This is a genomic window from Pseudomonas sp. PA27(2017) (genome assembly GCF_001945445.1).
Lineage (GTDB): Bacteria > Pseudomonadota > Gammaproteobacteria > Pseudomonadales > Pseudomonadaceae > Aquipseudomonas.
The window spans coordinates 32,057-55,779 of sequence record NZ_MSXW01000058.1 but is presented as its reverse complement, the minus strand read 5'-3'; the positions used below and the strand labels follow the sequence as shown (position 1 = coordinate 55,779).

Annotated in this window: 26 protein-coding genes; 19 read left to right on the top strand and 7 right to left on the bottom strand. The window is 64.3% G+C overall.

What is annotated here, in order from left to right; all coding sequences use genetic code 11:
• Positions 1-16 precede the first annotated feature (16 nt).
• Positions 17-457 (bottom strand): YhcB family protein, encoded by a 441-nt coding sequence (locus tag BVH06_RS20465; protein ID WP_075935312.1) that lies wholly within the window; start codon positions 455-457, stop codon positions 17-19.
• Positions 458-630: 173 nt separating this feature from the next.
• Here BVH06_RS20465 and BVH06_RS20460 point away from each other — a divergent pair, with 173 nt between their 5' ends.
• The 3 genes from BVH06_RS20460 (at position 631) to zapE (ending at position 4,027) form a co-directional block, all read left to right on the top strand.
• Positions 631-1,260 carry an alpha/beta hydrolase gene (locus tag BVH06_RS20460; protein ID WP_075931633.1) on the top strand — a complete coding sequence of 210 codons (630 nt, stop codon included), beginning with the start codon at positions 631-633 and terminating at the stop codon, positions 1,258-1,260.
• A gap of 47 nt (positions 1,261-1,307) precedes the next feature.
• Positions 1,308-2,657: a tryptophan--tRNA ligase gene (locus tag BVH06_RS20455; RefSeq protein WP_075935311.1), complete on the top strand. Its 1,350-nt coding sequence runs from the start codon at positions 1,308-1,310 to the stop codon at positions 2,655-2,657.
• A gap of 275 nt (positions 2,658-2,932) precedes the next feature.
• Positions 2,933-4,027: a cell division protein ZapE gene (gene zapE / locus BVH06_RS20450; RefSeq protein WP_075931635.1), complete on the top strand. Its 1,095-nt coding sequence runs from the start codon at positions 2,933-2,935 to the stop codon at positions 4,025-4,027.
• A gap of 72 nt (positions 4,028-4,099) precedes the next feature.
• Here the strand turns inward: zapE and BVH06_RS20445 are convergent, their stop codons facing one another.
• Positions 4,100-5,011 carry a GlxA family transcriptional regulator gene (locus BVH06_RS20445; RefSeq protein WP_168172939.1) on the bottom strand — a complete coding sequence of 304 codons (912 nt, stop codon included), beginning with the start codon at positions 5,009-5,011 and terminating at the stop codon, positions 4,100-4,102.
• 221 nt (positions 5,012-5,232) lie between these two features.
• On the opposite strand from BVH06_RS20445, the gene nfi reads away from it, so the two are divergent.
• Positions 5,233-5,931 carry a deoxyribonuclease V gene (gene nfi / locus BVH06_RS20440; RefSeq protein ID WP_075935309.1) on the top strand — a complete coding sequence of 233 codons (699 nt, stop codon included), beginning with the start codon at positions 5,233-5,235 and terminating at the stop codon, positions 5,929-5,931.
• A gap of 279 nt (positions 5,932-6,210) precedes the next feature.
• On the opposite strand, the gene BVH06_RS20435 is transcribed toward nfi, so the two are convergent.
• Entirely contained in the window at positions 6,211-7,248 is a 1,038-nt protein-coding gene (locus tag BVH06_RS20435; RefSeq protein WP_075935308.1) for an NADP(H)-dependent aldo-keto reductase, read from the bottom strand.
• Positions 7,249-7,495: 247 nt separating this feature from the next.
• Between BVH06_RS20435 and rplM the strand changes: the two genes are divergently transcribed.
• The 11 genes from rplM to BVH06_RS20385 all read left to right on the top strand — a co-directional run bounded on the left by rplM (position 7,496) and on the right by BVH06_RS20385 (position 14,674).
• Positions 7,496-7,924: a 50S ribosomal protein L13 gene (rplM, locus tag BVH06_RS20430; protein WP_013789889.1), complete on the top strand. Its 429-nt coding sequence runs from the start codon at positions 7,496-7,498 to the stop codon at positions 7,922-7,924.
• 14 nt (positions 7,925-7,938) lie between these two features.
• Complete coding sequence (gene rpsI, locus BVH06_RS20425; protein WP_013789890.1) at positions 7,939-8,331, top strand: 30S ribosomal protein S9; 393 nt, start codon at positions 7,939-7,941, stop codon at positions 8,329-8,331.
• A 347-nt stretch (positions 8,332-8,678) separates the two neighbouring features.
• A complete protein-coding gene (locus tag BVH06_RS26090) occupies positions 8,679-8,807 on the top strand; it encodes a hypothetical protein (RefSeq protein ID WP_256562800.1) in 129 nt (42 codons plus the stop codon).
• Positions 8,808-8,841: 34 nt separating this feature from the next.
• Entirely contained in the window at positions 8,842-9,435 is a 594-nt protein-coding gene (gene petA / locus BVH06_RS20420) for a ubiquinol-cytochrome c reductase iron-sulfur subunit (protein WP_075931639.1), read from the top strand.
• Positions 9,435-10,661, top strand: a complete 1,227-nt coding sequence (locus tag BVH06_RS20415) for a cytochrome bc complex cytochrome b subunit (RefSeq protein WP_075931640.1) — start codon at positions 9,435-9,437, stop codon at positions 10,659-10,661. Before petA ends, BVH06_RS20415 begins: the two co-directional genes overlap by 1 nt.
• Positions 10,661-11,443, top strand: a complete 783-nt coding sequence (locus BVH06_RS20410) for a cytochrome c1 (RefSeq protein ID WP_075935307.1) — start codon at positions 10,661-10,663, stop codon at positions 11,441-11,443. Before BVH06_RS20415 ends, BVH06_RS20410 begins: the two co-directional genes overlap by 1 nt.
• A gap of 191 nt (positions 11,444-11,634) precedes the next feature.
• Positions 11,635-12,252: a glutathione S-transferase N-terminal domain-containing protein gene (locus BVH06_RS20405; protein WP_075935306.1), complete on the top strand. Its 618-nt coding sequence runs from the start codon at positions 11,635-11,637 to the stop codon at positions 12,250-12,252.
• Between the two features lie 49 nt (positions 12,253-12,301).
• Positions 12,302-12,715, top strand: coding sequence for a ClpXP protease specificity-enhancing factor (locus BVH06_RS20400; RefSeq protein WP_075931643.1), 414 nt, complete (start codon positions 12,302-12,304; stop codon positions 12,713-12,715).
• Between the two features lie 296 nt (positions 12,716-13,011).
• Entirely contained in the window at positions 13,012-13,377 is a 366-nt protein-coding gene (locus tag BVH06_RS20395; RefSeq protein ID WP_075931644.1) for a BON domain-containing protein, read from the top strand.
• Positions 13,378-13,430: 53 nt separating this feature from the next.
• Positions 13,431-13,628, top strand: coding sequence for a CsbD family protein (locus tag BVH06_RS20390; RefSeq protein ID WP_075931645.1), 198 nt, complete (start codon positions 13,431-13,433; stop codon positions 13,626-13,628).
• 146 nt (positions 13,629-13,774) lie between these two features.
• Entirely contained in the window at positions 13,775-14,674 is a 900-nt protein-coding gene (locus tag BVH06_RS20385; protein ID WP_075935305.1) for a hypothetical protein, read from the top strand.
• 21 nt (positions 14,675-14,695) lie between these two features.
• On the opposite strand, the gene BVH06_RS20380 is transcribed toward BVH06_RS20385, so the two are convergent.
• The gene (locus BVH06_RS20380) at positions 14,696-15,646 is read right to left on the bottom strand and encodes a threonine dehydratase (protein WP_075935304.1); all 951 of its coding nucleotides are present in this window, start codon (positions 15,644-15,646) and stop codon (positions 14,696-14,698) included.
• An 82-nt stretch (positions 15,647-15,728) separates the two neighbouring features.
• Here BVH06_RS20380 and BVH06_RS20375 point away from each other — a divergent pair, with 82 nt between their 5' ends.
• The gene (locus tag BVH06_RS20375; RefSeq protein ID WP_075935303.1) at positions 15,729-17,069 is read left to right on the top strand and encodes a PLP-dependent aminotransferase family protein; all 1,341 of its coding nucleotides are present in this window, start codon (positions 15,729-15,731) and stop codon (positions 17,067-17,069) included.
• Between the two features lie 70 nt (positions 17,070-17,139).
• Positions 17,140-18,615: an AMP nucleosidase gene (amn, locus tag BVH06_RS20370; protein WP_075935302.1), complete on the top strand. Its 1,476-nt coding sequence runs from the start codon at positions 17,140-17,142 to the stop codon at positions 18,613-18,615.
• Between the two features lie 462 nt (positions 18,616-19,077).
• On the opposite strand, the gene BVH06_RS20365 is transcribed toward amn, so the two are convergent.
• A complete protein-coding gene (locus BVH06_RS20365; RefSeq protein ID WP_075935301.1) occupies positions 19,078-19,302 on the bottom strand; it encodes a hypothetical protein in 225 nt (74 codons plus the stop codon).
• A 147-nt stretch (positions 19,303-19,449) separates the two neighbouring features.
• On the opposite strand from BVH06_RS20365, the gene BVH06_RS20360 reads away from it, so the two are divergent.
• The gene (locus BVH06_RS20360; RefSeq protein ID WP_075935300.1) at positions 19,450-20,655 is read left to right on the top strand and encodes an HD-GYP domain-containing protein; all 1,206 of its coding nucleotides are present in this window, start codon (positions 19,450-19,452) and stop codon (positions 20,653-20,655) included.
• Here the strand turns inward: BVH06_RS20360 and BVH06_RS20355 are convergent.
• The gene (locus BVH06_RS20355) at positions 20,652-21,713 is read right to left on the bottom strand and encodes an ATP-binding protein (RefSeq protein ID WP_075935299.1); all 1,062 of its coding nucleotides are present in this window, start codon (positions 21,711-21,713) and stop codon (positions 20,652-20,654) included. The genes BVH06_RS20360 and BVH06_RS20355 overlap by 4 nt on opposite strands.
• The gene (locus BVH06_RS20350) at positions 21,710-22,444 is read right to left on the bottom strand and encodes a response regulator (protein ID WP_075935386.1); all 735 of its coding nucleotides are present in this window, start codon (positions 22,442-22,444) and stop codon (positions 21,710-21,712) included. The genes BVH06_RS20355 and BVH06_RS20350 overlap by 4 nt, the downstream gene beginning before the upstream one ends.
• A 137-nt stretch (positions 22,445-22,581) precedes the next feature.
• Here BVH06_RS20350 and BVH06_RS20345 point away from each other — a divergent pair, with 137 nt between their 5' ends.
• Complete coding sequence (locus BVH06_RS20345) at positions 22,582-23,718, top strand: efflux RND transporter periplasmic adaptor subunit (protein ID WP_075935298.1); 1,137 nt, start codon at positions 22,582-22,584, stop codon at positions 23,716-23,718.
• Positions 23,719-23,723 lie beyond the last annotated feature (5 nt).

The following is a 23,723-nucleotide window of genomic DNA, read 5'->3' as shown; positions in this document are numbered from 1 at the left end:
CTGCGCTCGCCGCTATTCAGTAGCGGTTTTTCAAGCCGTAGCCCTCGTCGAGCATGCCCGGAACGTCGCCGGTCTTGGGCGCGTAATCCTTGGGGATTTCCATGTCGCGCGGCGGCGTCAGGCGCTCGCGCTTGTCGTTGCTCGGCTCGGCGTGCAGGGTGGCGAGCAGGCGCTGGCGGGTCACTTCGTCGAGCGCCAGGCGATCGGCGCCGTGGGACAGGTGCTCCTGAACGTCGTGATAGCTCTGGGTCAGTTTCTTGACCAGATTGGCGGTGGTATTGAAGTGGGTGACCACTTCGTTCTGGTAGGCCTCGAAACGTTCCTGCATCTCGTCCAGCTGGCGCTGCGTGCGGCTGGGGGCGGCATTGGGCGCAAGACGGGCGATCAGGAAACCGATGGCGATGCCAGCGACCAGGGTAAGTGCCGGTAGCAACCAGGCGGTGAGCGTCTGTTCCACGAGTCCTTCCTCTCTAAACGGCTTTGCTTTACGTTAACGGCTGGAACCTGCGCTGTACACCGCTAAGTGCGTGTAGGCGAAGGTGTTTTAAGGTGTTTACCCGGCAACGCGCAGGCGCGGTGCGGGTACATCGTTCGACGAGTCGACCCGATTGAAGGTCACGGAGTTCACTGTTGCTGATCCGCGAAACCCCCACGATGATCGACGGCCCGAGCGGCCAACTGGAAGCCCTTTGCCTGGAAGTCGCCGACGCGCGCGGCGTTGCGCTGATCTGCCACCCGAACCCGGTACAGGGCGGCACCATGCTCAACAAGGTGGTGTCGACCCTGCAGCGCACCGCCCGCGATGCCGGCTATCACACCCTGCGATTCAACTACCGCGGCGTGGGCGCCAGTGCCGGCAGCCATGACATGGGCAGCGGTGAAGTGGATGACGCCGAAGCCGTCGCCAAATGGCTGCATGAGCGCTACCCGGATCTGCCGATCACCCTGATGGGTTTTTCCTTCGGCGGCTTCGTCGCTGCCGCCCTGGGTGGCCGTCTGGAGGAGCAGGGCGTTGAGCCAGCCAAGCTGTTCATGATCGCCCCGGCCGTTACCCGCCTGACCGCTGAAACGCCCCCCGCCGAGCGCTGCCCGTTGGTGGTGATCCAGCCGGATGCTGACGAGGTGATCGAACCACAGCGCGTCTACGACTGGTCGACCAACCTCGGGCGTGCCCACGAACTGCTGAAAGTGGCAGAATGCGGCCACTTTTTTCACGGCAAGCTGACCGATCTCAAGGATCTGCTGCTGCCTCGCCTCTGATCTGCCGCGTGCCTGCCTGGCACGCGTCCACGTAAGCGAACCTGAACATGACCACGCGTATTCTCACCGGCATCACCACCACCGGCACGCCGCACCTGGGCAACTATGCCGGTGCGATTCGCCCGGCCATCGTCGCCAGCCGCCGCGCCGACATGGATTCCTTCTACTTTCTGGCCGACTACCACGCGCTGATCAAGTGCGATGACCCGGCACGGATCCAGCGCTCGCGCCTGGAGATCGCCGCCACCTGGCTGGCGCTGGGCCTGGACGCCGACAAGGCGACCTTCTATCGCCAGTCCGACATCCCGGAAATTCCCGAACTGTGCTGGCTGCTGACCTGCGTGGCCGGCAAGGGTCTGCTCAACCGCGCCCATGCCTACAAGGCCTCGGTGGACAAGAACGTGGAAGCCGGTGAAGACCCGGACGCCGGCGTGACCATGGGCCTGTTCAGCTATCCGGTGCTGATGGCCGCGGACATCCTGATGTTCAACGCCCAGAAGGTGCCGGTCGGCCGCGACCAGATCCAGCACGTGGAAATGGCCCGCGACATCGGCCAGCGCTTCAACCACCTGTTCGGTCAGGGCAAGGATCTGTTCAAGCTGCCCGAAGTGGTGATCGAGGAAGACGTCGCCACCTTGCCGGGCCTCGACGGCCGCAAGATGTCGAAGAGCTACGACAACACCATCCCGCTGTTCGGCAGCTCCAAGCAGCTCAAGGACGCCGTGGCGCGCATCGTCACCGACTCCCGCCAGCCAGGCGAGGCGAAGGATCCGGACAACTCGCACCTGTTCACCATCTATCAGGCCTTTGCCGCACCGACCCAGCAGGCGGATTTCCGTGCTGCGCTGCTCGGCGGTCTGGCCTGGGGCGAAGCCAAGCAGGCGCTCTATGAGCTGCTGGAAGCCGAGCTGGGCGAGGCCCGCGAGCGTTATCACGCCCTGATTGCCCGCCCGGCGGACCTTGAAGACATCCTGCTGGCCGGCGCCGCCAAGGCGCGCAAGATCGCCACGCCGTTCCTCGGCGAGCTGCGCGAAGCGGTGGGCCTGCGCTCGTTCCGCGAGCAGGTGCAGGTAGCCGCCGATACCAGGAAGAAGGCCGCCAAGCGCGCCCGCTTCGTCAGCTTCCGTGACGAAGACGGCAGCTTCCGCTTCCGCCTGCTCGATGCCGACGGCGAGCAACTGCTGCTGTCGCCATCCTTCGCCGACGGCAAGGCAGCCGGGCAGGCGAGCAAGCGCCTGCAAAGCGGCGAGCCGCTGGACATCCGCGTCCAGGGCGAGGCCTTTGGCGTGTGGCTGGACGACCAATTGGTCGGCGAAAGCCCGGCCTTCGCCGACACCGCGGCTCTCGAGGCTGCCATCGCCCGCCTGCGTGACGCCCTGGCGCCGGAAGAAGCCTGACCACTTGCAGCCTCCGGGCTCTTGTAGCCTGGCTTTGAGCAGAGCGATACCTAGGGTGATCGAATGCCGGGCGCATGTCTCGAGAGCGCTCCCCGGGTTTCGCTCTGCTCTACCACGGGCTACGAACCTGTGGTCGTGTAGGGTGGACAACGCGAAGCTTGTCCACCATTGGCGTGCGATGCGCTTTTAGGCGCGGTAAAACCTGGGCCTATTTGCCAATCCCCGGGGGCGTCGTTAAAGTGTCGCCCCCGCTTCATTTGCCCGGTTTTCGCACTATGACTCCGCTCGAACGCTACCAGGCCGACCTCAAACGTCCGGACTTCTTTCATGATGCCGCCCAGGAAAAGGCCGTGCGCCACCTGCAGCGCCTGTACGACGAGCTGATCGCCGACGAGCGCAACAAGCCCGGCGTGCTCGGCAAGCTGTTCGGCAAGAAATCCGTCACCCCGGTCAAGGGCCTGTATTTCTGGGGCGGCGTCGGCCGTGGCAAGACCTACCTGGTCGACACCTTTTTCGATGCCCTGCCGTTCAAGGAAAAGGAGCGCACCCACTTCCACCGCTTCATGAAGCGCGTGCACGAGGAAATGCGTTCGCTCAAGGACGTCAAGAACCCGCTGACGGTGATCGGCAAGCGCTTCTCCGAGCAGTTCCGGGTGATCTGCTTCGACGAGTTCTTCGTCTCCGACATCACCGACGCGATGATCCTGGCGACCCTGCTCGAAGAGCTGTTCAAGAACGGCGTGACCCTGGTGGCCACCTCCAATATCGTGCCCGACGGTCTCTACAAGGACGGCCTGCAGCGCGCGCGCTTCCTGCCAGCGATCGAGTTGCTCAAGGTGCACACCGAGATCGTCAACGTCGACAGCGGCATCGACTACCGCCTGCGCGCGCTGGAGCAGGCCGAGCTGTTCCACTTCCCGCTTGGCGACGCGGCCGAGCAGAGCCTGGAAAAGAGCTTCAAGAGCCTGTTGCACGAGCAGACCACCGTGCAGGAAAACGAGTCGCTGATGATCGAGAACCGTGCCATCGTCGCGCGCAAGGTCGGCGGTGACGTGGGCTGGTTCGATTTCCGCGAGCTGTGCGACGGCCCGCGCAGCCAGAACGACTACATCGAGCTGGGCAAGATCTTCCACTCGGTGATTCTCGCCAACGTCGAGCAGATGAGCGTGGCCAAGGAAGACATGGCGCGGCGCTTCATCAACCTGGTGGACGAGTTCTACGACCGCAACGTCAAGCTGATCATCTCCGCCGAAGTTGAGCTCAAGGATCTGTACACCGGCGGGCGCCTGAGCTTCGAGTTTCAGCGAACCCTGAGCCGCTTGCTGGAGATGCAGTCCCACGAGTTCCTGTCGCGCCCGCACAAGCCCTGATCGGCACGCCGCGACGGCAAAGGCCGCACGCCCGCTTCCAGACCGGAAGCACGGCGTGCGGCCTTTTTCATTTCAGCCGGCGGGCTGCACCTGCTGCTGGAACTGCTGACGGTAGTGGTTGGGCGACAGCCCCGTGTGCTGGCGGAACAGGCGGGCGAAGAAGCTGGCATCGTCATAGCCGATTTCATAGCTGACCGCCTTGATGCTTTTCGCCGATGACGACAGCAAGCCCTTGGCGGTTTCGATGCGCAGGCGCTGCAGATAGTACAGCGGCTTGTCGCCCGTGGCGGCGTGGAAGCGGCGCATGAAGTTGCGGATGCTCATGCCGTGGTCGCGGGCCACGTCCTCGAAGCGGAAGCGTTCGGCGAAGTGCTCCTCGAGCCACTGCTGGATCTGCAGGATCTTGGTGTCCTGATGCTGCTTCTGGCCGCCGAAGCCAATACGCCCCGGCGTGTAGCTGCGGCGCACTTCGTAGAGGATGTCGCGGGCCACGCTCTGCGCCACGCTGGTGCCGCAGAAGCGCTCGATCAGGTAGATGTACAGATCGCACGCCGAGGTCGGGCCGGCCACGCAGTAGAGGTTGTCGGCGTCGGTCAGGTGCTTGTCCTGATTCAGCGCCACGGCGGGAAAACGCGTGGCGAACTCGCCGAAGAAACGCCAGCAGGTGGTCGCCTCCTTGCCGTCCAGCAAGCCGCTGGCGGCCATCCAGTACACCCCGTTGGCTTCGCCGCACAGGCTGGCGCCGGCGGCGTGCCGCGCCCGCAGCCAGTCGAACACCTGCGGGTAGCGGCTGCACAGGGCGTCGTAGTCGTCCCAGAAGGCCGGCAGAATGATCAGCTGGGCCTCGTTGTCGAGCGGGCCGTCGACCGGTAACTGCACGCCGCTGAAACTGGTGACGGGCAGGCCGTCCGGGCTGACCAGGCGTACCTCGAAGGTTGGTACCAGGCCGAGGCCCTGCTGCTTGCCATGGCGCAAGCCGGCCATATGGAAGAAATCTCTGGCCTGCATGAGGGTCGAAGCGAATACACCGGGCGTGGCGAGGATGCTCACGCGCGTGAGCGGGGACGGGCTGGACATGGCTGTTGTTCTTGTTCGAGTGATTATCGGCCTGATGGTAAAGCCGTCAGGTTCCGGCTGAATCGTCTTCTTTTATCCGGGCTGAGTCCAGCCCGGTCTTGCAACGCCGTGATGGGGGATAGGTTGTCATGCTGAGTTTTGCCGAGTTGGCCGCATCGCCATTCGCCGAGTGGGACGGCACACCCGCCGCCGCGAGAATCCTGCAAAAGGAACTGGCCGAACAGGTGCGGCTGGAGGATGACTTTGCGCCGTTGCGTCTGCTGGCCGGCGTGGATGTGGGCTTCGAGGAGGGCGGCGAAATCACCCGCGCCGCCGCCATTCTGCTGGATGCCGAAACCCTGCAGCCGGTCGCCGAATGCGTGGCGCGCATCCCCACCAGCATGCCGTACGTGCCGGGGTTGTTGTCGTTTCGCGAATTGCCTGCCCTGTTGTCTGCACTGGCGGGATTGCCCCAGGAGCCGGACCTGATCGTCGTCGATGGTCACGGCATTGCCCACCCGCGTGGCCTGGGTATCGCCGCGCACCTGGGCGTGGTCACGGGGCGGCCGACCATCGGCGTGGCGAAGAAAATCCTCACTGGCCATCACTGCGAGCTTGGCGAGGAGCGCGGTGACAAGGTGGAGTTGCTCGACCGTCAGAACCGGCAGATCGGCTGGGTGCTGCGCAGCAAACGCAAGGTACGGCCGCTGATCGTCTCGCCGGGGAACCGCGTGAGCATGCACAAGGCGGCGGAGTTGGTCCTGAATTGGGATCGGGGCTATCGGCTGCCGGAGCCGACTCGGCTGGCGGATCGGCTGGCTTCGCGGCGCGACATGAAGGCCCCCTAGCTCCTCTAGGCCGCTTGGTGCAGGGATGTGATGGGCTTTCGACCATCCTGCGACTACCGCCTGGGCCGCTTGTGTGGTTTGAGGACGGGGCCGGGCTAGCCCCAGCCTACCGGCTGAAAGAACTCACGCAACGTAGCCCGGCGTTGAGCGCAGCGATACCCGGGGCAATGCCGGGATTACCATCGCCGGCAAGACCGACCTGGGTATCGCTTCGCTCAACCGCAGGCTACGAATGCGGGGCGATATTCCTGAAGGCACATCGCCCCGCAAGGGACTGATTTATGGCGCCGGATTTGGCTGCGCCTTGTGGATCGCCTCGATGCCCTTGAGCACCTCATCGCTGAGCTTCAACTCGCTGCTGGTCAGGTTTGCCTCCAACTGCTGCAGTGAAGTGGCGCCGATGATGTTGCTGGTCACGAACGGCCGGCTGGTCACGAAGGCCAGGGCCATTTGCGCCGGGTCGAGGCCATTTTCGCGGGCCAGGGCCACGTAGCGCGAGCAGGCCGCCACGGTTTCCGGGGCGTTGTAGCGCTGGAAGCGCTCGAACAGGCTCAGGCGCGCATTGGCCGGGCGGGCGCCGTTCTCGTACTTGCCCGAGAGCATGCCGAAGGCCATCGGCGAGTAGGCCAGCAGGCCGCACTGCTCACGAATCGACACTTCGGCCATACCCACTTCGTAGCTGCGGTTGAGCAGGTTGTAGGGGTTCTGCACCGACACCACGCGGGACATGCCGCGGGCTTCGGCCAGTTGCAGGAACTTCATGGTGCCCCACGGCGTTTCGTTGGACAGGCCGATGTGGCGGATCTTGCCGGCCTTGACCTGCTCGTCCAGCGCTTCGAGGATTTCCTCGATGGGCGTGGAGTCGCTGTCCTGATGCTGGTAGCCGAGCTGGCCGAAGAAGTTGGTTGGGCGCTCCGGCCAGTGCAGCTGGTAGAGGTCGATCCAGTCGGTCTGCAGGCGCTTGAGGCTGGCATCCAGGGCGGCGACGATGTGCTGGCGGTTGTGTTTGAGCTGGCCGTCGCGGATGTGGGTGATGCCGTTGCCGGGGCCGGCGACCTTGCTGGCCAGGATCCAGTCGGCGCGATCACCGCGCTGCTTGAAGTATTCGCCGATGATCTGTTCGGTCTTGCTGTAGGTCTCGGCGCGTGGCGGCACCGGGTACATCTCGGCGGTGTCGATGAAGTTGATGCCATAGGCCTTGGCGCGCTCGATCTGGGCGAACGCCTCGGTGGCATCGTTCTGTTCGCCCCAGGTCATGGTGCCCAGGCACAGGGCGCTGACATTGAGATCGGTTCGGCCGAGCTGGCGGTATTCCATTGGAGCGTCCTCTGACAAAAGGGCCATACAAGCAGGTTGAAATTTTTTTCGCAATCAGGATAATCCGCCTCCTCTTTCTGCGGTGGAAGTGATGCGCCGCCTGCCGAAGAATCTTGCCGTACGCGGACGCGCTGACCCGAGCCCCCGAATAGCGCCCGCATCCGGCTGCCTTTGACTTGTCAAAGTACGCACTATTCAGTAAGATCCGCCGTCTATTTTTGCTGGGCGGCCCCTGAGGCTATAAAGAATGAAAACTTTTACCGCTAAACCGGAAACAGTAAAACGCGACTGGTTCGTCGTTGACGCTGCTGGTCAGACCCTGGGTCGTCTGGCTACAGAAATCGCGAGCCGTCTGCGTGGCAAGCACAAGCCTGAGTACACCCCTCACGTTGACACCGGCGACTACATCGTCGTCATCAACGCCGAGCAGGTACGTGTAACTGGCGCTAAAACCAGCGACAAAATGTACTACTCCCACTCCGGTTTCCCGGGCGGCATCAAGTCGATCAACTTCGAGAAGCTGATCGCCAAAGCCCCTGAGCGCGTGATCGAGACCGCGGTTAAAGGCATGCTGCCGAAAAACCCGCTGGGCCGCGACATGTACCGTAAGCTGAAAGTGTATGCGGGCGCTGCTCACCCTCACACTGCTCAGCAGCCTCAAGAACTGAAGATTTAACGGAATAGTTCATTATGTCGGCGACTCAAAATTACGGCACTGGCCGTCGCAAGACTGCAACCGCACGCGTTTTCCTGCGTCCGGGCACTGGCAAGATCTCCATCAACAACCGCACTCTGGACACCTTCTTCGGTCGTGAAACTGCCCGCATGGTAGTTCGCCAGCCGCTGGAGCTGACCGAGACTGTCGAGAAGTTCGACATCTACGTTACCGTCATCGGCGGTGGTGTAAGCGGTCAAGCTGGTGCGATCCGTCACGGTATCACCCGCGCTCTGATGGACTACGACGAGACTCTGCGTCCGGCTCTGCGTAAAGCAGGCTACGTGACCCGCGATGCTCGTGAAGTCGAGCGTAAGAAGGTCGGTCTGCGTAAAGCACGTAAGCGTCCTCAGTACTCCAAGCGTTAATTCGCGACGGTACTCGAAAACGCCCAGTTTCCTCACGGAGCTGGGCGTTTTTCATTTGCGCTCGTAAAAGCCTGGCGCATTTTCCAGGTACGGCTCCCTGTCGTCCTGTCGTCTTTTCGGCCACGCCATTTCCTGCCTGCTCTGCCCGAGCGCGGGCGTATACGGCCTACTCACCGCTTCGTTGATGCGCGTCATGAGTCGCCCCATCGGCCTGTGCGAATCTCGCGCCGGATTGCAGCAGAGCTGATCTGGACGCACGACCACTACGACTTTCCACCTTCTTCATGCCCAGGCCGCAGCCAGATCTGCACGAGCCGTCCGGCTGGGGCCGTGGATTAAAGTCCTTGATGAGCGTCGAATGGATGCGCCTGGGCGCGAGGCCTCTGCAAGGGTTGGTCGAGCGCTGTGCGCTCGATGCCAGGATGATCATCCGGCCGCTGCTGCGCGCGACCAACACTTACTTATTAGAGGCCTGAACAACAGGCCGGAAAGCCGATGGGAGACGACTGAATGAGCAATGACGGCGTGAATGCGGGCCGGCGTCGCTTTCTGGTGGCAGCCACTTCGGTGGTTGGGGCCGCTGGGGCGGTGGGGGCTGCAATTCCGTTTGTGGGGTCGTGGTACCCGAGTGCCAAGGCCAAGGCCGCTGGCGCTCCGGTCAAGGTGAACGTCGCCAAGATCGAGCCAGGTCAGCAGATGGTGGCCGAGTGGCGGGGCCAGCCGGTATTCATCATGCGGCGCACCGAGGCGATCCTCAGCAACCTCACCAGAATCGAAGGGCAACTGGCCGACGCCGATTCCCAGCATTCGGTGCAGCCGGGTTACGTCGACCCGAAGACGCGCTCGATCAAGCCGGAAATCCTCCTGCTGGTCGGGCTGTGCACGCACCTGGGCTGCGCGCCGTCGTTCCGCCCCGAAGTGGCCCCGGCGGACCTGGGCGAAAACTGGGTGGGCGGTTACTTCTGCCCCTGCCACGGTTCGCGTTACGACCTGGCTGGTCGCGTCTACAAGTCGCAACCGGCGCCGCTGAACCTGCCGGTGCCGCCGCACCGCTACGAATCGGCTGACGTGATCATCATCGGCGTTGATCAGGAGCAAGCATGATGAGCAAATTCATGGACTGGGTGGATGCGCGCTTCCCCGCCACCAAGATGTGGAACGACCACCTCGCCAAGTACTACGCGCCGAAGAACTTCAACTTCCTGTACTTTTTCGGCTCCCTGGCTCTGCTGGTGCTGGTCAACCAACTGCTCACCGGCGTATGGCTGACCATGAGCTACAACCCGACTGCCGAGGGCGCCTTCGCCTCGGTAGAAGGGCTGATGCGCGACGTGCGCACCGGCGATACGCCCCACGGCGCGATCCTGCGCTACATGCACTCGACCGGCGCTTCGGCGTTCTTCATCGTGGTCTACCTGCACATGTTCCGCGGCCTGCTCTACGGCTCGTACCAGAAGCCCCGCGAGCTGGTGTGGATCTTCGGCATGCTGATCTACCTCATGCTGATGGCCGAAGCCTTCATGGGCTATCTGCTGCCGTGGGGGCAGATGTCCTACTGGGGCGCCCAGGTGATCATCTCGCTGTTCGGCGCCATCCCCTACGTCGGCGATGCGCTGACCGAGTGGATCCGTGGCGACTACCTGATCTCCGGCATCACCCTCAACCGCTTCTTCGCTCTGCACGTGGTGGCCCTGCCGATCGTCATCCTCGGCCTGGTGGTGCTGCACATCCTGGCGCTGCACGAGGTCGGCTCGAACAACCCGGACGGCATCGACATCAAGAAATACAAGGACGAAAACGGCATCCCCCTCGACGGCATTCCCTTCCACCCGTACTACACGGTCAAGGATATCGTCGGCGTGGTGGTGTTCCTGTTCGTGTTCTGCTTCGTGGTGTTCTTCTTCCCGGAGATGGGCGGCTATTTCCTCGAGAAGCCCAACTTCGAGCAGGCCAACCCGTTCAAGACCCCCGAGCACATCGCCCCGGTGTGGTACTTCACGCCGTTCTACGCGATCTTGCGCGCGATCCCCGACAAGCTGATGGGCGTGATCGCCATGGGCGCCGCCATCGCCGTGCTGTTCGTGCTGCCCTGGCTGGACCGCAGCCCGGTGCGCTCGATGCGCTACAAGGGCTGGCTGAGCAAGCTCTGGCTGCTGGTGTTCTGCGTGTCCTTCGTCATCCTCGGCGTGCTCGGCGTACTGCCGCCCACGCCGGGCCGTACGCTGCTGTCGCAACTGTGCACGGCGCTGTATTTCGCGTACTTCATCCTGATGCCCTTCTACACCAGGATGGAAAAGACCAAACCCGTTCCTGAAAGGGTGACAGGCTGATGAGAAAGCTATTTGCTGCATGTGTGGTCGCGCTACTGCCTGCCTTCGCCCTGGCCGCCGGTGGCCACGGCGTGGCCCTGGACAACGCCGATATCGACCTGACCGACAAGGCCGCGCTGCAGGACGGCGCGCGTACCTTCGCCAACTATTGCATGGGCTGCCACAGCGCCAAGTTCCAGCGCTATGAGCGCGTCGCCGCGGACATCGGCGTGTCCGCAGAGCAGATGATGGCGAACCTGGTGTTCACCGACGCCAAGATCGGCGATCACATGAACATCGGCATGAAACCCGAGGATGCCAAGCGCTGGTTCGGCGCGGCGCCACCGGACCTGACCCTGGTCGCCCGGGTGCGCGGCAACGACTGGCTGTACACCTACCTGCGCACCTTCTACGACGACCCGGCGCGGCCCCTGGGGGCCAACAACCTGGTGTTTCCCAACGTCGGCATGCCCAATGTGCTCGGTCGCCTGCAGGGCCGCCAGTACATGGGTTGCAAGCAGGTGCAGGTGGTCGAGGATGGCAAGAAGCGGTACGACCCGCTGACCGGCACGCCGCTGACCCACGAAGCCTGCGACCAACTGGTGCTCGAGCCCAACAGCGGCCAGCTCAGCCCACAGGCGTTCGATGACAAGGTCCGCAACCTGGTGACCTTCCTGGCCTATTCGGCGGACCCGAACAAGCTGCACATGCAGCGCATCGGTACCTACGTGCTGATCTACCTGGCGTTCTTCTTCGTATTCGCCTATCTGCTCAAGCGCGAATACTGGAAGGATGTGCACTAGAACGATCCGAGCCTGCAGCTTCGCCAGCGTTTTTCAACGGCCAGCGAAGGCCGGTTCCGGTATCATGCTCAGCCCGCGTATCCCGCGGGCTTTTTTATGCCCTGAACATTCATCCTCAGGGACTGCCGGGAACCGTCGCTAACAATAGTGCTTCCCGGTGCGTTCACGTTTCACGAATCTGGAGGATCGCCTTGGCTGCGACCAACCGGTTGGCCTGTTATTCCGACGCTGCCGACCACTACTCTCACCGTGTACGCATCGTGCTCGCCGAGAAGAGCGTCGTTGTGGAAATCATCGACGTCGAACAGGGCCGCTTCCCCAACAAGCTGCTGGAAGCCAACCCCTACGGGACTTTGCCGACCCTGGTCGACCGTGACCTGGCGCTCTACGAGCCGACGGTGATCATGGAGTATCTGGAGGAGCGCTACCCCCATCCGCCGCTAATGCCGGTGTACCCGGTGGCGCGCGGCAACACCCGCCTGCTGATGCACCGTATCCAGCGCGACTGGTGCTCGCTGGTCGACCTGATTCTCGACCCGCGCAGCAAGGAGCCAGCCCGCGTGCAGGCGCGCAAGGAGTTGCGCGAAAGCCTCACCGGGGTGTCACCGTTGTTTGCTGAAAAAGCATTTTTTCTCAGCGACGAGCTGAGCTTGGTAGACTGCTGCCTGTTGCCGATCCTGTGGCGCCTGCCGCTACTGGGGATCGAACTGCCAAGGCCGGCTAAACCGCTGCTCGATTACATGGACCGGCAGTTCGCGCGCGAAAATTTTCGCCAGAGCCTGTCGTCCGTCGAACGAGCCATGCGCTGACCCATTTTTCCGGCGCGTCGCATTCGGCGTGCCACGTTCAGGAGGTTTGATGAACTCCAGTCGTCCTTATCTGATCCGCGCGCTGTACCAGTGGATCGTCGACAACGATTGCACACCCCATCTGCTGGTAAACGCCGAATATCCTGGCGTTCAAGTGCCGAGCAAGTTCGTCAGCGATGGGCAGATCGTGCTCAACGTATCGCCCACTGCGGTGCGTGAATTGTCCCTCGATAACGATGCGGTCAGTTTCGAAGGCCGCTTTGGCGGCGTCGCCCACAGCCTGTTCGTACCGTCGCCCGCTGTACTGGCGATCTATGCCCGGGAAAATGGCCAGGGCATGGTGTTCGATCAGGAGCCGCCCCCCGTGCAGAACGACGTCGAAGAGGTCGAGGATGAGCAGACGCCGCCCGACGACGAACCGCCGCGGCCGAGTGGGCGCCCCAGCCTGAAGGTCGTCAAATAGGCGGCCGGTTCGCCTGTGGCCCCGAAATGCCGGTCTCGTGACCGGCATTTTTCGTTTCTAGAGTTTGGATGCGCTGCTTGCATGATGGCATTAAGTCACTTCGTGCAATCTGCCTGAGCCGTTACGCTTGAACTTGCAGTTTGCACGGCAATCATTATCTTTTTATCTGTATAAGTTGTTGTTTTGTAAGGATTATTTATCATTTTAAAACCTGGCACAGCGCTTGCGATATTCAAGGGGAAGCCACAGCCCTGAAGTTGGATGTGGCGAACTTGAATGAAACAGGAGTGTTGCCCATGAAACAGCCAATCAATAAGTTCGCTTTTGCCGCTATCACTGCGACCGCCCTGAGCTTGTCCGTGGCGGGTACCGCTTTCGCCGATACCTACAACAGCACCCAGCCGACCATGCTGGCTGCCAACACCATGGACAAGGCTGAAGAAGCCGTTTCCGACACCTGGATCACCAGCAAGGTCAAATCGTCCTTCCTGGCTGACGACGGCCTCAGCGCTCTGGACATCAAGGTCGAGACCAACAAAGGCGTGGTTTCCCTGTCCGGCGTAGTGAAAACCGAAGCCGAGCGTGACCTGGCTGTTGCCAAAGCCAAGGAAATCAAAGGCGTTCAAGCGGTTTCCGCTGACGGCCTGAAAGCTGCCGACTGATCATGGGCCAGGGCAGGCCACCGCGGCCTGCCTCCTTCCTTGGAGAATGCATCATGAATTCCGACATCATCAAAGGTAAGTGGAAGCAACTCAGTGGCGATATGAAGGCGCGCTGGGGCAAGCTCACCAACGACGACGTGGATGTCGCCGAAGGCCATAGCGAATACCTGGCGGGTAAACTGCAGGAGCGCTACGGTTGGACCAAGGAAAAGGCCGAGGAAGAACTGCGCGATTTCAGCAGCAAGTACTGACTCGTTCTCGGCGTGATTGGAGAGCCCTGGCCTGTGCCGGGGCTTTCTGCTTTTCAGGGATGAAGTCGGAAGTGCTGCCCCGCCGTTTCAAGTTCGCAGGGGCCAGGCCGATACCCTGAGCACACTCGCCAGGCACAGGACGTCGCATGTCGACCATCACTTCCTCGGGCGCCAACTCGGCGCTACCGGCCAAGGCCGCGGCTACACGCACCATGGATGACGCCAGCGCGTCCGCCGCCAAAGCCGGCAGCGAGCCGCAGCAGCAGCCCTCGGTAACCGTCACCCTCAGCGAGTATGCCCAGAAGCGTGCGAAAAGCATGCGCGATGCCTTGGGCAAGCTGCGCGAAATGCAGGCCAGGCAGGACGAATCGCGCAAGGACGCCGCGCGCCAGCGCCTGGAAGACATCAAGAAACGTATCGAGATGCTCAAGCAACTGGTCATGGCACTTGGGCCGGCGGGCGCGAAAGGTGCGCTGCGCCAGCTCAAGCAATTGGCCCAGGAGCTCGGACAGGTCGCCTCCGTGCTCAAGGAGCCGTCCGGTGGTGGCACGTCCTCGGTCGACGTAGCGCAGGTGTCGACTGCCGAAAGCCAGAGTGGAGGCGCGGGCGCTGCCGTTCAGGAGATGGCCGCGGTGGATGCGGTGAGCGAGGCGGCGCCTATTGCCGAGGTCGAAGCCCCCGAGGTGACTGCCGAGGCTGCCGAACTGGCGGCCGGCGAAGAGGCCGAGCAGGGCGATAAGTCCGTGGCCAACGAGGAAGAGGCCGAGCAACAGGCACAAGACGCCCTCGGCCAGGCGCGCAACGAGCGCAACGAGCGACAGCAGCGTGCCGATGCCGAAGAGCTGAAGAAGGTCGCTGCCCAGCTCAAGCAGCTACTGGCCATGGTGCGCTCGCAGATCAGCGGCAAGCCGGATGAAGAGAGCAAGAAACTCGTCGACGGCATCGACAAGCAACTGGCCGAGGTCGAAAAGGCCGCTGGCGAAATGGGCGGCGGCGGGTTGTCCCTGAGCTTTTCGATTGGCGCGACGCTGTCGATCAGCGTCTAGCCGGCTCGGGTCGATGGCGGCTCAGGCGAGGATCGCCGCCAGCGCCGCGCGGTCGACGTTGGCACCGCTGAGTACCACGGCGGTGCGCTCGCCACGATTGATCTCCCGTTCCTGAATCAATGCCGCCAGGGCTGCCGCGCCGGCGCCTTCGGCCAGGTTGTGGGTGTCTTCGTGGTAGATGCGCATGGCCTGGCGGATCTCGTCGTCGTCGACCCGCACGATGCGCGCTGCGCCCGCGCGGATGATCTCCAGCGCTTCGGGCTGCGGCATGCGGCAGGCCATGCCATCGGCGATGGTGTCGGCGCTGTCGGTGCAGATGATCCGGCCGGCGGCGAAACTCTGCGCATAACCGTCGGCGGCAGCGCTGACCACGCCGATCACCTCGGTGTCCAGGCCCAGCAGGTCGCGGGTACGAATTACCCCGCAGATGCCCGAGCCCAGGCCGATCGGCACGTAGATGCGTTTGAGCGGCGGTGCGGCCTCGAACAGCTCCAGGGCGTAGGTGGCCACGCCGCGGATCAGGTCCGGGTGCAGCGACGGCACGAAATGCAGGCCATGCTGCACCGCCAGCTCGGCCGCATGGGCGCGGGCTGCGTCGAAGTCACAACCGTGCTCGACCACCTCGGCACCCAGCGCCGCCATGGCCGCGTTCTTTTCCCGGGCATTGCCCTTGGGCACCACGATGATGATCGGCAGCCCGGCCTTGCGGGCGGCCAGCGCCATGCTTTGCCCATGATTGCCACGGGTCGCCGAGATCAGCCCGCTAATGGCCGGATCGCAACGCAGCAGCTCGTCCACGTAGACCAGCCCGCCGCGCACCTTGAAGGCGCCGGTCGGCGTGTGGTTCTCGTGCTTGACCCACACTTCGCAACCCAGGCGCTCGGCCAGCAGCGGCCAGGCGAACTGCGGCGTTGCCGGAATGCTCGGGCGAATCAGGTTGACGGCTTGGCGCAGGGCGGCGAGGTCGAACATCGGGTGGTGCTCCGGGTGGGCTTTGACCAGATGCTACGGTTCGGGCATTGTATGGGTAAATATTTATATTGCATGGCAAGCAATGTGGTTACCTGACCTTCAGGGCAGTACGCTGCCCACCTATCTGGCATTGGTCGAGGCGATTTCCGTCGCCATCGGCAAGGGCGAACTCAAGCCTGGCGAACGGCTGCCGCCGCAGCGGCGCCTGGCCTGGACGCTGGGCATCAACCCGAGCACGGTGATGCAGGCGTATCGCGAGGCAGCACGCCGGCATCTGGTGTCCGGCGAGGTTGGCCGCGGCACCTACGTGTTGGCCGATAGCCACGAAGCCAGCCTGTTCCACCTCAAGCAACCGCGGCTACCGGCTGACGGCATCGACCTGTCGACCAACGTGCCGGTACACGACGGCGGCAGCGCTGACCTGTCGCATACCCTGCAGCGGCTGATCGCCGAGGGCCGCCTCGATGCCCTGCAGGCTTACGCGCCGGCCGAGCTCGAACAGCGCGGGCGGGTGGCCGTCAGCCAGTGGCTGCAACAGCGTGGCCTGCATACGCCGCCGTCCCAGGTGGCGCTCTGTGCCGGGGCTCAGCAGGGCGTCTCGGCGGCGCTGCTGGCGCTGTGCGAGGCGGGCGACCCGGTGCTCGCCGAAGCCTTCACCGCGCCCGGCATCAAGGCTGCTGCCCGGCAGTTGCGGCTGCCGCTGCACGGCGTGGCCATGGACGAGCGCGGCATTCTCCCCCTGGATCTCGACCGCCAGGTACGCGCCACCGGGGCGCGGGTGCTGGTGCTTACCCCGTGCCTGCAGAACCCCACCGGCAGCAGCATGGATGGCGAACGCCGCCAGCGCATTGCCGAACTGGTGGAGCGCCATGGCCTGTGGCTTATCGAGGATGATGTCTACGGCGCTCTCGGCAGCCAGGCGCCGTTGGCCGCGGCGGTGCCGGCACGCAGCCTGCTGGTCAGCAGCCTGTCGAAAACCGTGGCGCCTGGCCTGCGCCTGGGTTTCATGCACGGGCCCCAGGCGCTGCTCAAGCGCATCGACCCGCAAGGCCACGCCACCAGTTGGGCGGTGTCACCGTTGTGCCTGGCGCTGGCCTGCGAATGGATCGAAGATGGCACCGCTGCTCGCAAACTGGCCTGGCAACGCGACGAACTGCAGCAGCGCTGGCGCCTGGCGAGCCGCGTGCTGGGCCCGCGCATGCCGCCTGGTCGTGAGGTGGCGCCGCACCTGTGGCTGCAGCCGCCGGACAGCGCCGCTCTGGTGGCGGCCTGCCGGGCCGCGGGCGTCGAGGTTGTGCCGGCGGACGTGTTCGCGGTTGGCCCGGCCCAGGCCAGCGCCATTCGCATCAGCCTGGCCGCCGCGCGCAGCCGCTCTGAACTCAAGCAGGCGCTGGAGCACATCGCCGCCGCCTGGCCTGCTTGATCGAGCCACTTGCACCGGCGTTGTAATGCGTGTCAGCTATGAACCATGAACCCACGATAAGGAACCGTGCATGTCCCTTCCTACAGACGGCGCTTTTATCGTCGTCAACACTGCAGAAGAAGCCGTTGACCGCCTGGCCGCGCTGCACCAGCGCGCCACCGAGGGCCTGAGCCAGGCGCTCAAGCGCTACCTCAAGGACCGCGTGCGCCCCAATGCCGACGAGCAGGCGCTGTTCCGCTACCCCGAGCTGCGCCTGACCTACGATTGCCAGGGCGAAGTGCCGACCACCGTGCGCGCCTACGCCAAGGTACAGGTGCCCGGCATCTACAGCGTGACCATCACCCATCCGGCGGCCTTTCGTAAGTACCTGCTCGAGCAGCTGCAGCCGCTGATGGCCGACTTCACCCTGACCGTCGAAGTCGGCGTCAGCCAGCAGTACATTCCCTATCCCTACGTGGTGGAGCAGGGGGACGAGCTGGCCGGCTCCGGGGTGACCGCTGCCGAGCTGGCGCGGGTGTTCCCCAGCACCGACCTGTCGGCCGCCACCGATGGCACCGCCGATGGCCTGTACGACTGGGAAAACACCGACCCGCTGCCCCTGGCACTGTTCGACGCTGCCCGCGTGGACTTCTCCCTGCGTCGCCTGGTGCATTACACCGGCAGCGACTGGCGCCACGTGCAGCCGTGGATTCTGCTGACCAACTACCACCGCTATGTCGACCAGTTCATCCGCCATGGCCTGGACATGCTCAATGGCGACTCGCGCTTCGAGCGTATGGTGCTGCCGGGCAACGTGGTGATCTCGCGCGGCATGCCCGAAGGCGAAATGCAGGCGATCATCGAGACCGTGGTCTGGCATCGCTACCAGATGCCGGCCTATCACCTGCAGGCGCCGGACGGCGATGGCATTACCCTGGTCAACATCGGCGTCGGCCCGTCCAACGCCAAGAACATCACCGACCACCTGGCCGTGCTGCGCCCGCACTGCTGGCTGATGATCGGCCACTGCGGCGGCCTGCGTCAGTCGCAGACCATCGGCGACTACGTGCTGGCCCACGCCTACATGCGTCGCGACGGCATTCTCGACCGCGTGCTGCCGCCGCACATTCCGCTGCCAGCCCTGGCCGAGGTGCAACAGGCGCTGCAGGACGCCGCTGCCCAGGTTACCGGCGAGCGTGGTGACGACCTCAAGCGCCGGCTGCGCACCGGCACGGTGCTGACCTACGACGACCGCAACTGGGAGCTGCGCTGGGCTCAGGAGCGGCCGCTGATCAACCTGTCACGGGCGGTGGCGGTAGACATGGAAAGCGGCACCATCGCCGCACAGGGTTATCGCCTGCGCGTGCCGTACGGCACCCTGCTGTGCGTGTCGGACAAACCGCTACACAGCGAGATCAAGCTGCCGGGCGCGGCAGGGGCGTTCTACGAGCGGGCGGTGACCCAGCACCTGCACATCGGCATCGCCGCACTGGATCTATTGCGTGGCCAGCTCAACTCGCTGCACTCGCGCAAACTGCGCAGCTTCGACGAGCCGCCGTTCCGCTGAGGTCATTGCGCTACGAACCTGGCGATGATTTTTCAGCCCATGTTCGTCGATTAGGCAGCTAAGTGGCCGGAACGGACATCGGCGCAGTTCCTGTGGGAGCGGGCGGGGACGCCCAGTTCATGCCCGCGATTTTTCGCGCGCATGGCGCGCTCCCACAGTGAATCGGCGAACGGCTGCTCTTGCCTTGTAGTTGCCTCTTCATGCGCATACAAGACTTTGAACAGGTTCTAAGAACTTGGTCCGTTTTTGTGGGAGCCGCGACCTCGCGGCGAATTAGTCAGGCACCGCCGATAGGCAGTCAGGCTGCAATCGTTTCGCCCCGAGGTCGGGGCTCCCACAGGTTGGTTTGAGTGGCTGCTCCTGCCTTGTAGCTGCAGCTGCAGCTGCAGCTGCAGCGTCATGCGCATGAAGATCGCGAACGGGTTTTAGGCGCGAGCCACGCCGGGCAATCCGGCGCGGCGTTTACTTGCGGGGTTTGCCGAACATCATCCGCCAGCGGTTGCGGTTGAGCAGGATGTAGCCAGTGAGCTGCATGCCCGCGGCGATCACCAGGCTGCGGGTCAGGTCCGGGTCAGCCGAGCGTGGGCCGCTGTAGATCTGGTAAAGGGCATACACGACACCGATCAGGCCGAGGATGAAGAACACCAGGCCGAGGATGGTCAGGCGGTGAAGCTTGCGTGGCAGCATGGCAGTAAATCGTCATGGATAACGGGGCGGCCAAACTAACCCGGAATCGGTGACGGCGCCAGCCATCTTGTCATTCTGAAATGCGCAGGGATGGGCTAGATTAGTGAGCAGGTATCGACGTGTTAGCTGAGTCCTCTCGAGGCGCCCATGCTGAAGAAAATCCCCACCCACGCCGTTCGCATCGGCATGTTCATCCAGGGCTTCGACGGCAACTGGCTGTCGCACCCGTTCTGGAAAAGCCGCTTCGTCATCGACGACGCCGAGGACCTGGCCCGCGTTCGCCAGAGCGGTGTGGCTGGCGTATGGATCGACACCAGCAAGGGGCTGGACGTCGCCAGCCAATCCGGCCCGGCGCCTGCAGTCGTGGTGGCCGTGCCGGTCGCCGAGCCGCTGGTGCTTGCCACGGCGCCGGTGGCGCGCTGCAGCGTGCGCGATGAACTGCAGCGCGCCACCAAGCTGATCAATCGCTCCAAGAAGGCCGTTACCGAGCTGTTCCAGGAGGCGCGACTGGGCAATGCCATCAACGTCGAGGGCTGCATGCCGCTAGTCGCCGACATCAGCGAGTCGTTGGCGCGCAACAGCTCGGCGTTGCTCGGCCTGGCGCGGCTCAAGCACAAGGACGAATACACCTATATGCACTCGGTGGCCGTGTGCGCACTGATGCTGTCGCTCGCCCGGCAACTGGGGCTGGACGAGGAGCGCGCCCGGGAGGCAGGCCTGGCGGGGCTGCTGCACGACGTCGGCAAGATGGCCATGCCGCTGGAGGTGCTCAACAAGCCCGGCAGCCTCACCGATGCCGAGTTCGCCATCATGCGCAGCCACCCCGAGCGTGGCCACGCCATGCTGCTGGCAGCCGGTTCGCTGCCCGAGTCGGCACTGGACGTTTGCCTGCATCACCACGAGAAATACGATGGCAGCGGTTATCCCGGCCGCCTCGCCGGCGAGGCCATCAGCCTGCTGGCGCGCATGGGTGCGGTGTGCGACGTGTACGATGCCATCACTTCCAACCGGCCGTACAAGCAGGCCTGGAACCCGGCCGAGTCCCTGGCGCGCATGGCGCAATGGACCGGCCACTTCGATACCCACGTGTTCCACGCCCTGGTGCGCTCGGTGGGCATTTACCCGCTGGGCTCGCTGGTGCGGCTGGAGTCCGGCCGGCTTGGCGTGGTGGTCGACCTGTTGCCCGGCAAGCTGACCACGCCCGTGGTGCGGGTGTTCTTCTCGGCGAAGAGCAAGGCGGCGATCGCTCAGCAGGAGGTCGATCTGTCCAGGCCGGGCGTCAGTGATCGCATCGTCAGCCGCGAGGATCCGTCCGAGTGGGGGTTCAGTAACCTCGACGATTTCTGGCGCTAGTGAGCTCGCGGCAACTCCACGACGAACCGCGTACCGCTTCCCGCCCGCTCGCAGCGTACCTGACCGCCATGGGCCAGGGCGATGGCCCTGACCACCGCCAGGCCCAGGCCGCTGCCGCCGCTGTTGCGCGAGCGCGACGGCTCGCCGCGGCGGAAGGCCTCGAACACCTGGGTGGCCTGTTTGGCGTCGATGCCCGGGCCGTTATCCGTGACGCTGAGTCGGTAACTGTCAGCCACCACCCCAGCGTCGATGCGCAGCACACCGGGGTCGGCATGGCCCAGGGCATTTTCCAGCAGGGCGATCAGCGCCTGGCGCAGACGAAATTCGTCGCAGACCACGCAAGTTCGCTCATCGAGCTGCAACTGCACCTCGAAGCCGCGGGCCTGCAAACGGCCAGCGAAAGCCTGCACGGTGGTCGCGATGCCCTCGGCGGGGCAGGTAGTTGCGAGGTCGAGCTGCAGGTGGTCGCTGTCGCCCAGGCTCAGCACGCGCAGGTCCTCGATCAGCCGGCCAAGCCCTTCGACCTGACGCAGCAGCCCCTCGAAGGTTTCCGTACTGGGCGTGAACACGCCTTCGGCCAAGCCTTGCAGGCGCCCGCGCAGGATGGTCACCGGTGTGCGCAGCTCGTGGGCCACCGCGGCGTTCCAGAATTGCTGTTCGCGGGTCACGTTCTGCAGGCGCTCGGCCATGGCGTTGAAGTCGCGCACCAACTGGCCGGTTTCACCGAGCGCCCGGTCGTCCGACGCAGCGCGAGCCTGCAGATTGCCTTGGGCGATTTCCCGCAGGCTGTGGGCCACCGAGTTGAGCGGGGTGAGAATGCGCCGCGACAGGCGGATGCCCACGTAGCCGGCAATGCACACCGCCGCCAGGAGGGTAACCACCATCCACAGCAGCTCGAGGCCCGAAGGCACCCAGGTTTCCGAGATGCTACCGGGCGCGATGGTCGAAGCCACGGCATAGAAGGCGTAGCTGCCGATGATCGACAGCAGAATCACGCCTGCCGCCATGATGCTCAGCGACAGCAGAATCTGCCGACGCAGGCTTACCGCGCCACTCATGAGCCGCTCCCGAAGCGATAGCCAACGCCACGCACGCTGACCGGCGTGCCCTGGATGCGGAGGTGTTCCAGTTTGCGGCGCAGCTTGCTGATGTGGCTGTCCACGGTGCGCTCCTGGGTGTCGCCTTCGGGCAGGCAGCCGACCAGCAGCTCGGCGCGGCTGAACACCCGCTTGGGCGCGCGCATCAGGGTCGCCAGGATCTTGAATTCGGTGAGGGTCAGGTCGAGGGCGTGCTGCCGGTCTTCGCTGATCACCGTGGCTTCGTGGTTATCCAGGTCGACCTGGAACTGGCCGACACGCAACAACTTGTTGCCCGCTGCGCCGGCGGTCTTGGCGCGGCGCAGCACGGCACTGACCCGAGCCACCACCTCGGCGGGGTTGAAGGGCTTGACCACATAGTCGTCTGCGCCGATGCGCAGGCCCATCAGCTTGTCGATGTCCTGATCCAGGGCGGTGAGCATGATCACCGGCGTGTCGCCACGGTGGCGGATCTCGGCCAGCACCTGCCAGCCATCCATGCGCGGCATCTGTACGTCGAGCAATACCAAGTCGGGCTTGAGCGCCTGGTGGAGGGCCAGGGCCTCCTGGCCGTCGCGGGCATGCACGGTGCGCAAGCCGCCGCGCTGCAAGTAAGCGGCGAGGATCTCGGCGATCTCGCTTTCGTCCTCGGCGATCAGGATCAGGGCGTCCTGGCGGGGCGCGGCGGTGGTTTCGGGTGGCGGCAACGTCATGAGCTTCACCTTTTCGGCTGTCTCCACATTATCTCCACAAAAGCTCGAATCAATCCCGATTGTTTGCACCGACACTCGCTTGCTGATGCTGCGCCACGTGCGCAGGACCAAGAATCATCTGGGAGGTCGGCACGGTTATGGGAAGTCAAAAAGGGCGGTACGTCATCGGGCTCAGCCTGTGCGCCCTGCTGGGCGGTTGCGACTCGGTGGAACAGGAGGCGCAACCGGTGCCCGTGCAGGTGTCGGTAATGACGCTGACGGCGCAGCCCCTGGATGTCAGCGAAGATCTGCCGGGGCGTGTCGCCGCCCTCAGAACCGCGGAAATTCGCCCGCAGGTCAGCGGCATCGTGCAGCGCCGACTGTTCGAGCAGGGCGCCGACGTCAAGGCCGGCGCTGCGCTGTTCCAGATCGATGCGGCACCGTTCGGGGCCGAGGTACAAACCGCGGCGGCCGCCCTCAAACGCGCCCAGGCGGTGCTGGCGCGTGCGCGCATCCAGGCCGAGCGCCTGCAGCCGCTGGTCAGTGCCGAAGCGGTCAGTCAGCAGGTCTATGACGACGCCGTCTCCCAGCGCGAGCAGGCCGTTGCCGATGTGGCCCAGGCCGAAGCGGTGCTGGCGCGCAAGCGCCTGGACCTGAAGTTCGCCACCGTCAGCGCACCGATTGCCGGCCGCGTCGACCAGGCGCAGGTCTCCGAAGGCGCGCTGGTGGCGAGCAGCGATGCGACGCCGATGGCCACCGTCCAGCAGATCGACCAGGTGTATGTCGACGTGCGTGAGTCCGCCACCAGCCTGGAACGCTGGCGCAATGCCCTGGGCCCCAGCACCGACGGCGTGCCGGCCGAGGTGCTGGACAGCAGCGGTAAGGCCTATGGGTTGAGCGGCAAGATCCTGTTTTCCGGGATCAGCGTGGATGCCGGTACCGGCAACGTGCTGCTGCGCATTCAGGTCGATAACCCCACCCGCCAGTTGTTGCCTGGCATGTACGTGCTGGCGCGGGTGCTACGGGCGCACTTCGCCGATGCCTTGAGTGTGCCGCAAGAAGCCGTGGTGCGCCGTGGCGGCCAGGCCAGCGTATGGGTGCTTGGCGAAGGCGAGCAGGTGCAGCGTGTGCCGGTCGAGCTGGGCGAACTGGTGGCCCGTCGCTACCGCATCGTCAGCGGCCTCAGCGCAGGCCAACGGGTGGTGATCGAAGGTCTCGATCGCCTCGCCGAGGGCGCGCCCGTCAAGGCGCGGTTGTGGCCAGCAGGCGAGCTGGCCGGCTCGTCTGCGCGCTGATCAGG

Coding starts and splice junctions, on each gene's coding strand:
- BVH06_RS20455 (WP_075935311.1), top strand. CDS start 1,308: ATGACCACGCGTATTCTCACCGGCATCACCACCACCGGCACGCCGCAC.
- zapE (WP_075931635.1), top strand. CDS start 2,933: ATGACTCCGCTCGAACGCTACCAGGCCGACCTCAAACGTCCGGACTTC.
- BVH06_RS20445 (WP_168172939.1), bottom strand. CDS start 5,011: ATGGCCGGCTTGCGCCATGGCAAGCAGCAGGGCCTCGGCCTGGTACCA.
- nfi (WP_075935309.1), top strand. CDS start 5,233: ATGCTGAGTTTTGCCGAGTTGGCCGCATCGCCATTCGCCGAGTGGGAC.
- BVH06_RS20435 (WP_075935308.1), bottom strand. CDS start 7,248: ATGGAATACCGCCAGCTCGGCCGAACCGATCTCAATGTCAGCGCCCTG.
- rplM (WP_013789889.1), top strand. CDS start 7,496: ATGAAAACTTTTACCGCTAAACCGGAAACAGTAAAACGCGACTGGTTC.
- rpsI (WP_013789890.1), top strand. CDS start 7,939: ATGTCGGCGACTCAAAATTACGGCACTGGCCGTCGCAAGACTGCAACC.
- BVH06_RS26090 (WP_256562800.1), top strand. CDS start 8,679: ATGAGCGTCGAATGGATGCGCCTGGGCGCGAGGCCTCTGCAAGGGTTG.
- petA (WP_075931639.1), top strand. CDS start 8,842: ATGAGCAATGACGGCGTGAATGCGGGCCGGCGTCGCTTTCTGGTGGCA.
- BVH06_RS20415 (WP_075931640.1), top strand. CDS start 9,435: ATGAGCAAATTCATGGACTGGGTGGATGCGCGCTTCCCCGCCACCAAG.
- BVH06_RS20410 (WP_075935307.1), top strand. CDS start 10,661: ATGAGAAAGCTATTTGCTGCATGTGTGGTCGCGCTACTGCCTGCCTTC.
- BVH06_RS20400 (WP_075931643.1), top strand. CDS start 12,302: ATGAACTCCAGTCGTCCTTATCTGATCCGCGCGCTGTACCAGTGGATC.
- BVH06_RS20395 (WP_075931644.1), top strand. CDS start 13,012: ATGAAACAGCCAATCAATAAGTTCGCTTTTGCCGCTATCACTGCGACC.
- BVH06_RS20390 (WP_075931645.1), top strand. CDS start 13,431: ATGAATTCCGACATCATCAAAGGTAAGTGGAAGCAACTCAGTGGCGAT.
- BVH06_RS20385 (WP_075935305.1), top strand. CDS start 13,775: ATGTCGACCATCACTTCCTCGGGCGCCAACTCGGCGCTACCGGCCAAG.
- BVH06_RS20380 (WP_075935304.1), bottom strand. CDS start 15,646: ATGTTCGACCTCGCCGCCCTGCGCCAAGCCGTCAACCTGATTCGCCCG.
- BVH06_RS20375 (WP_075935303.1), top strand. CDS start 15,729: ATGTGGTTACCTGACCTTCAGGGCAGTACGCTGCCCACCTATCTGGCA.
- amn (WP_075935302.1), top strand. CDS start 17,140: ATGTCCCTTCCTACAGACGGCGCTTTTATCGTCGTCAACACTGCAGAA.
- BVH06_RS20365 (WP_075935301.1), bottom strand. CDS start 19,302: ATGCTGCCACGCAAGCTTCACCGCCTGACCATCCTCGGCCTGGTGTTC.
- BVH06_RS20360 (WP_075935300.1), top strand. CDS start 19,450: ATGCTGAAGAAAATCCCCACCCACGCCGTTCGCATCGGCATGTTCATC.
- BVH06_RS20355 (WP_075935299.1), bottom strand. CDS start 21,713: ATGAGTGGCGCGGTAAGCCTGCGTCGGCAGATTCTGCTGTCGCTGAGC.
- BVH06_RS20350 (WP_075935386.1), bottom strand. CDS start 22,444: ATGACGTTGCCGCCACCCGAAACCACCGCCGCGCCCCGCCAGGACGCC.
- BVH06_RS20345 (WP_075935298.1), top strand. CDS start 22,582: ATGGGAAGTCAAAAAGGGCGGTACGTCATCGGGCTCAGCCTGTGCGCC.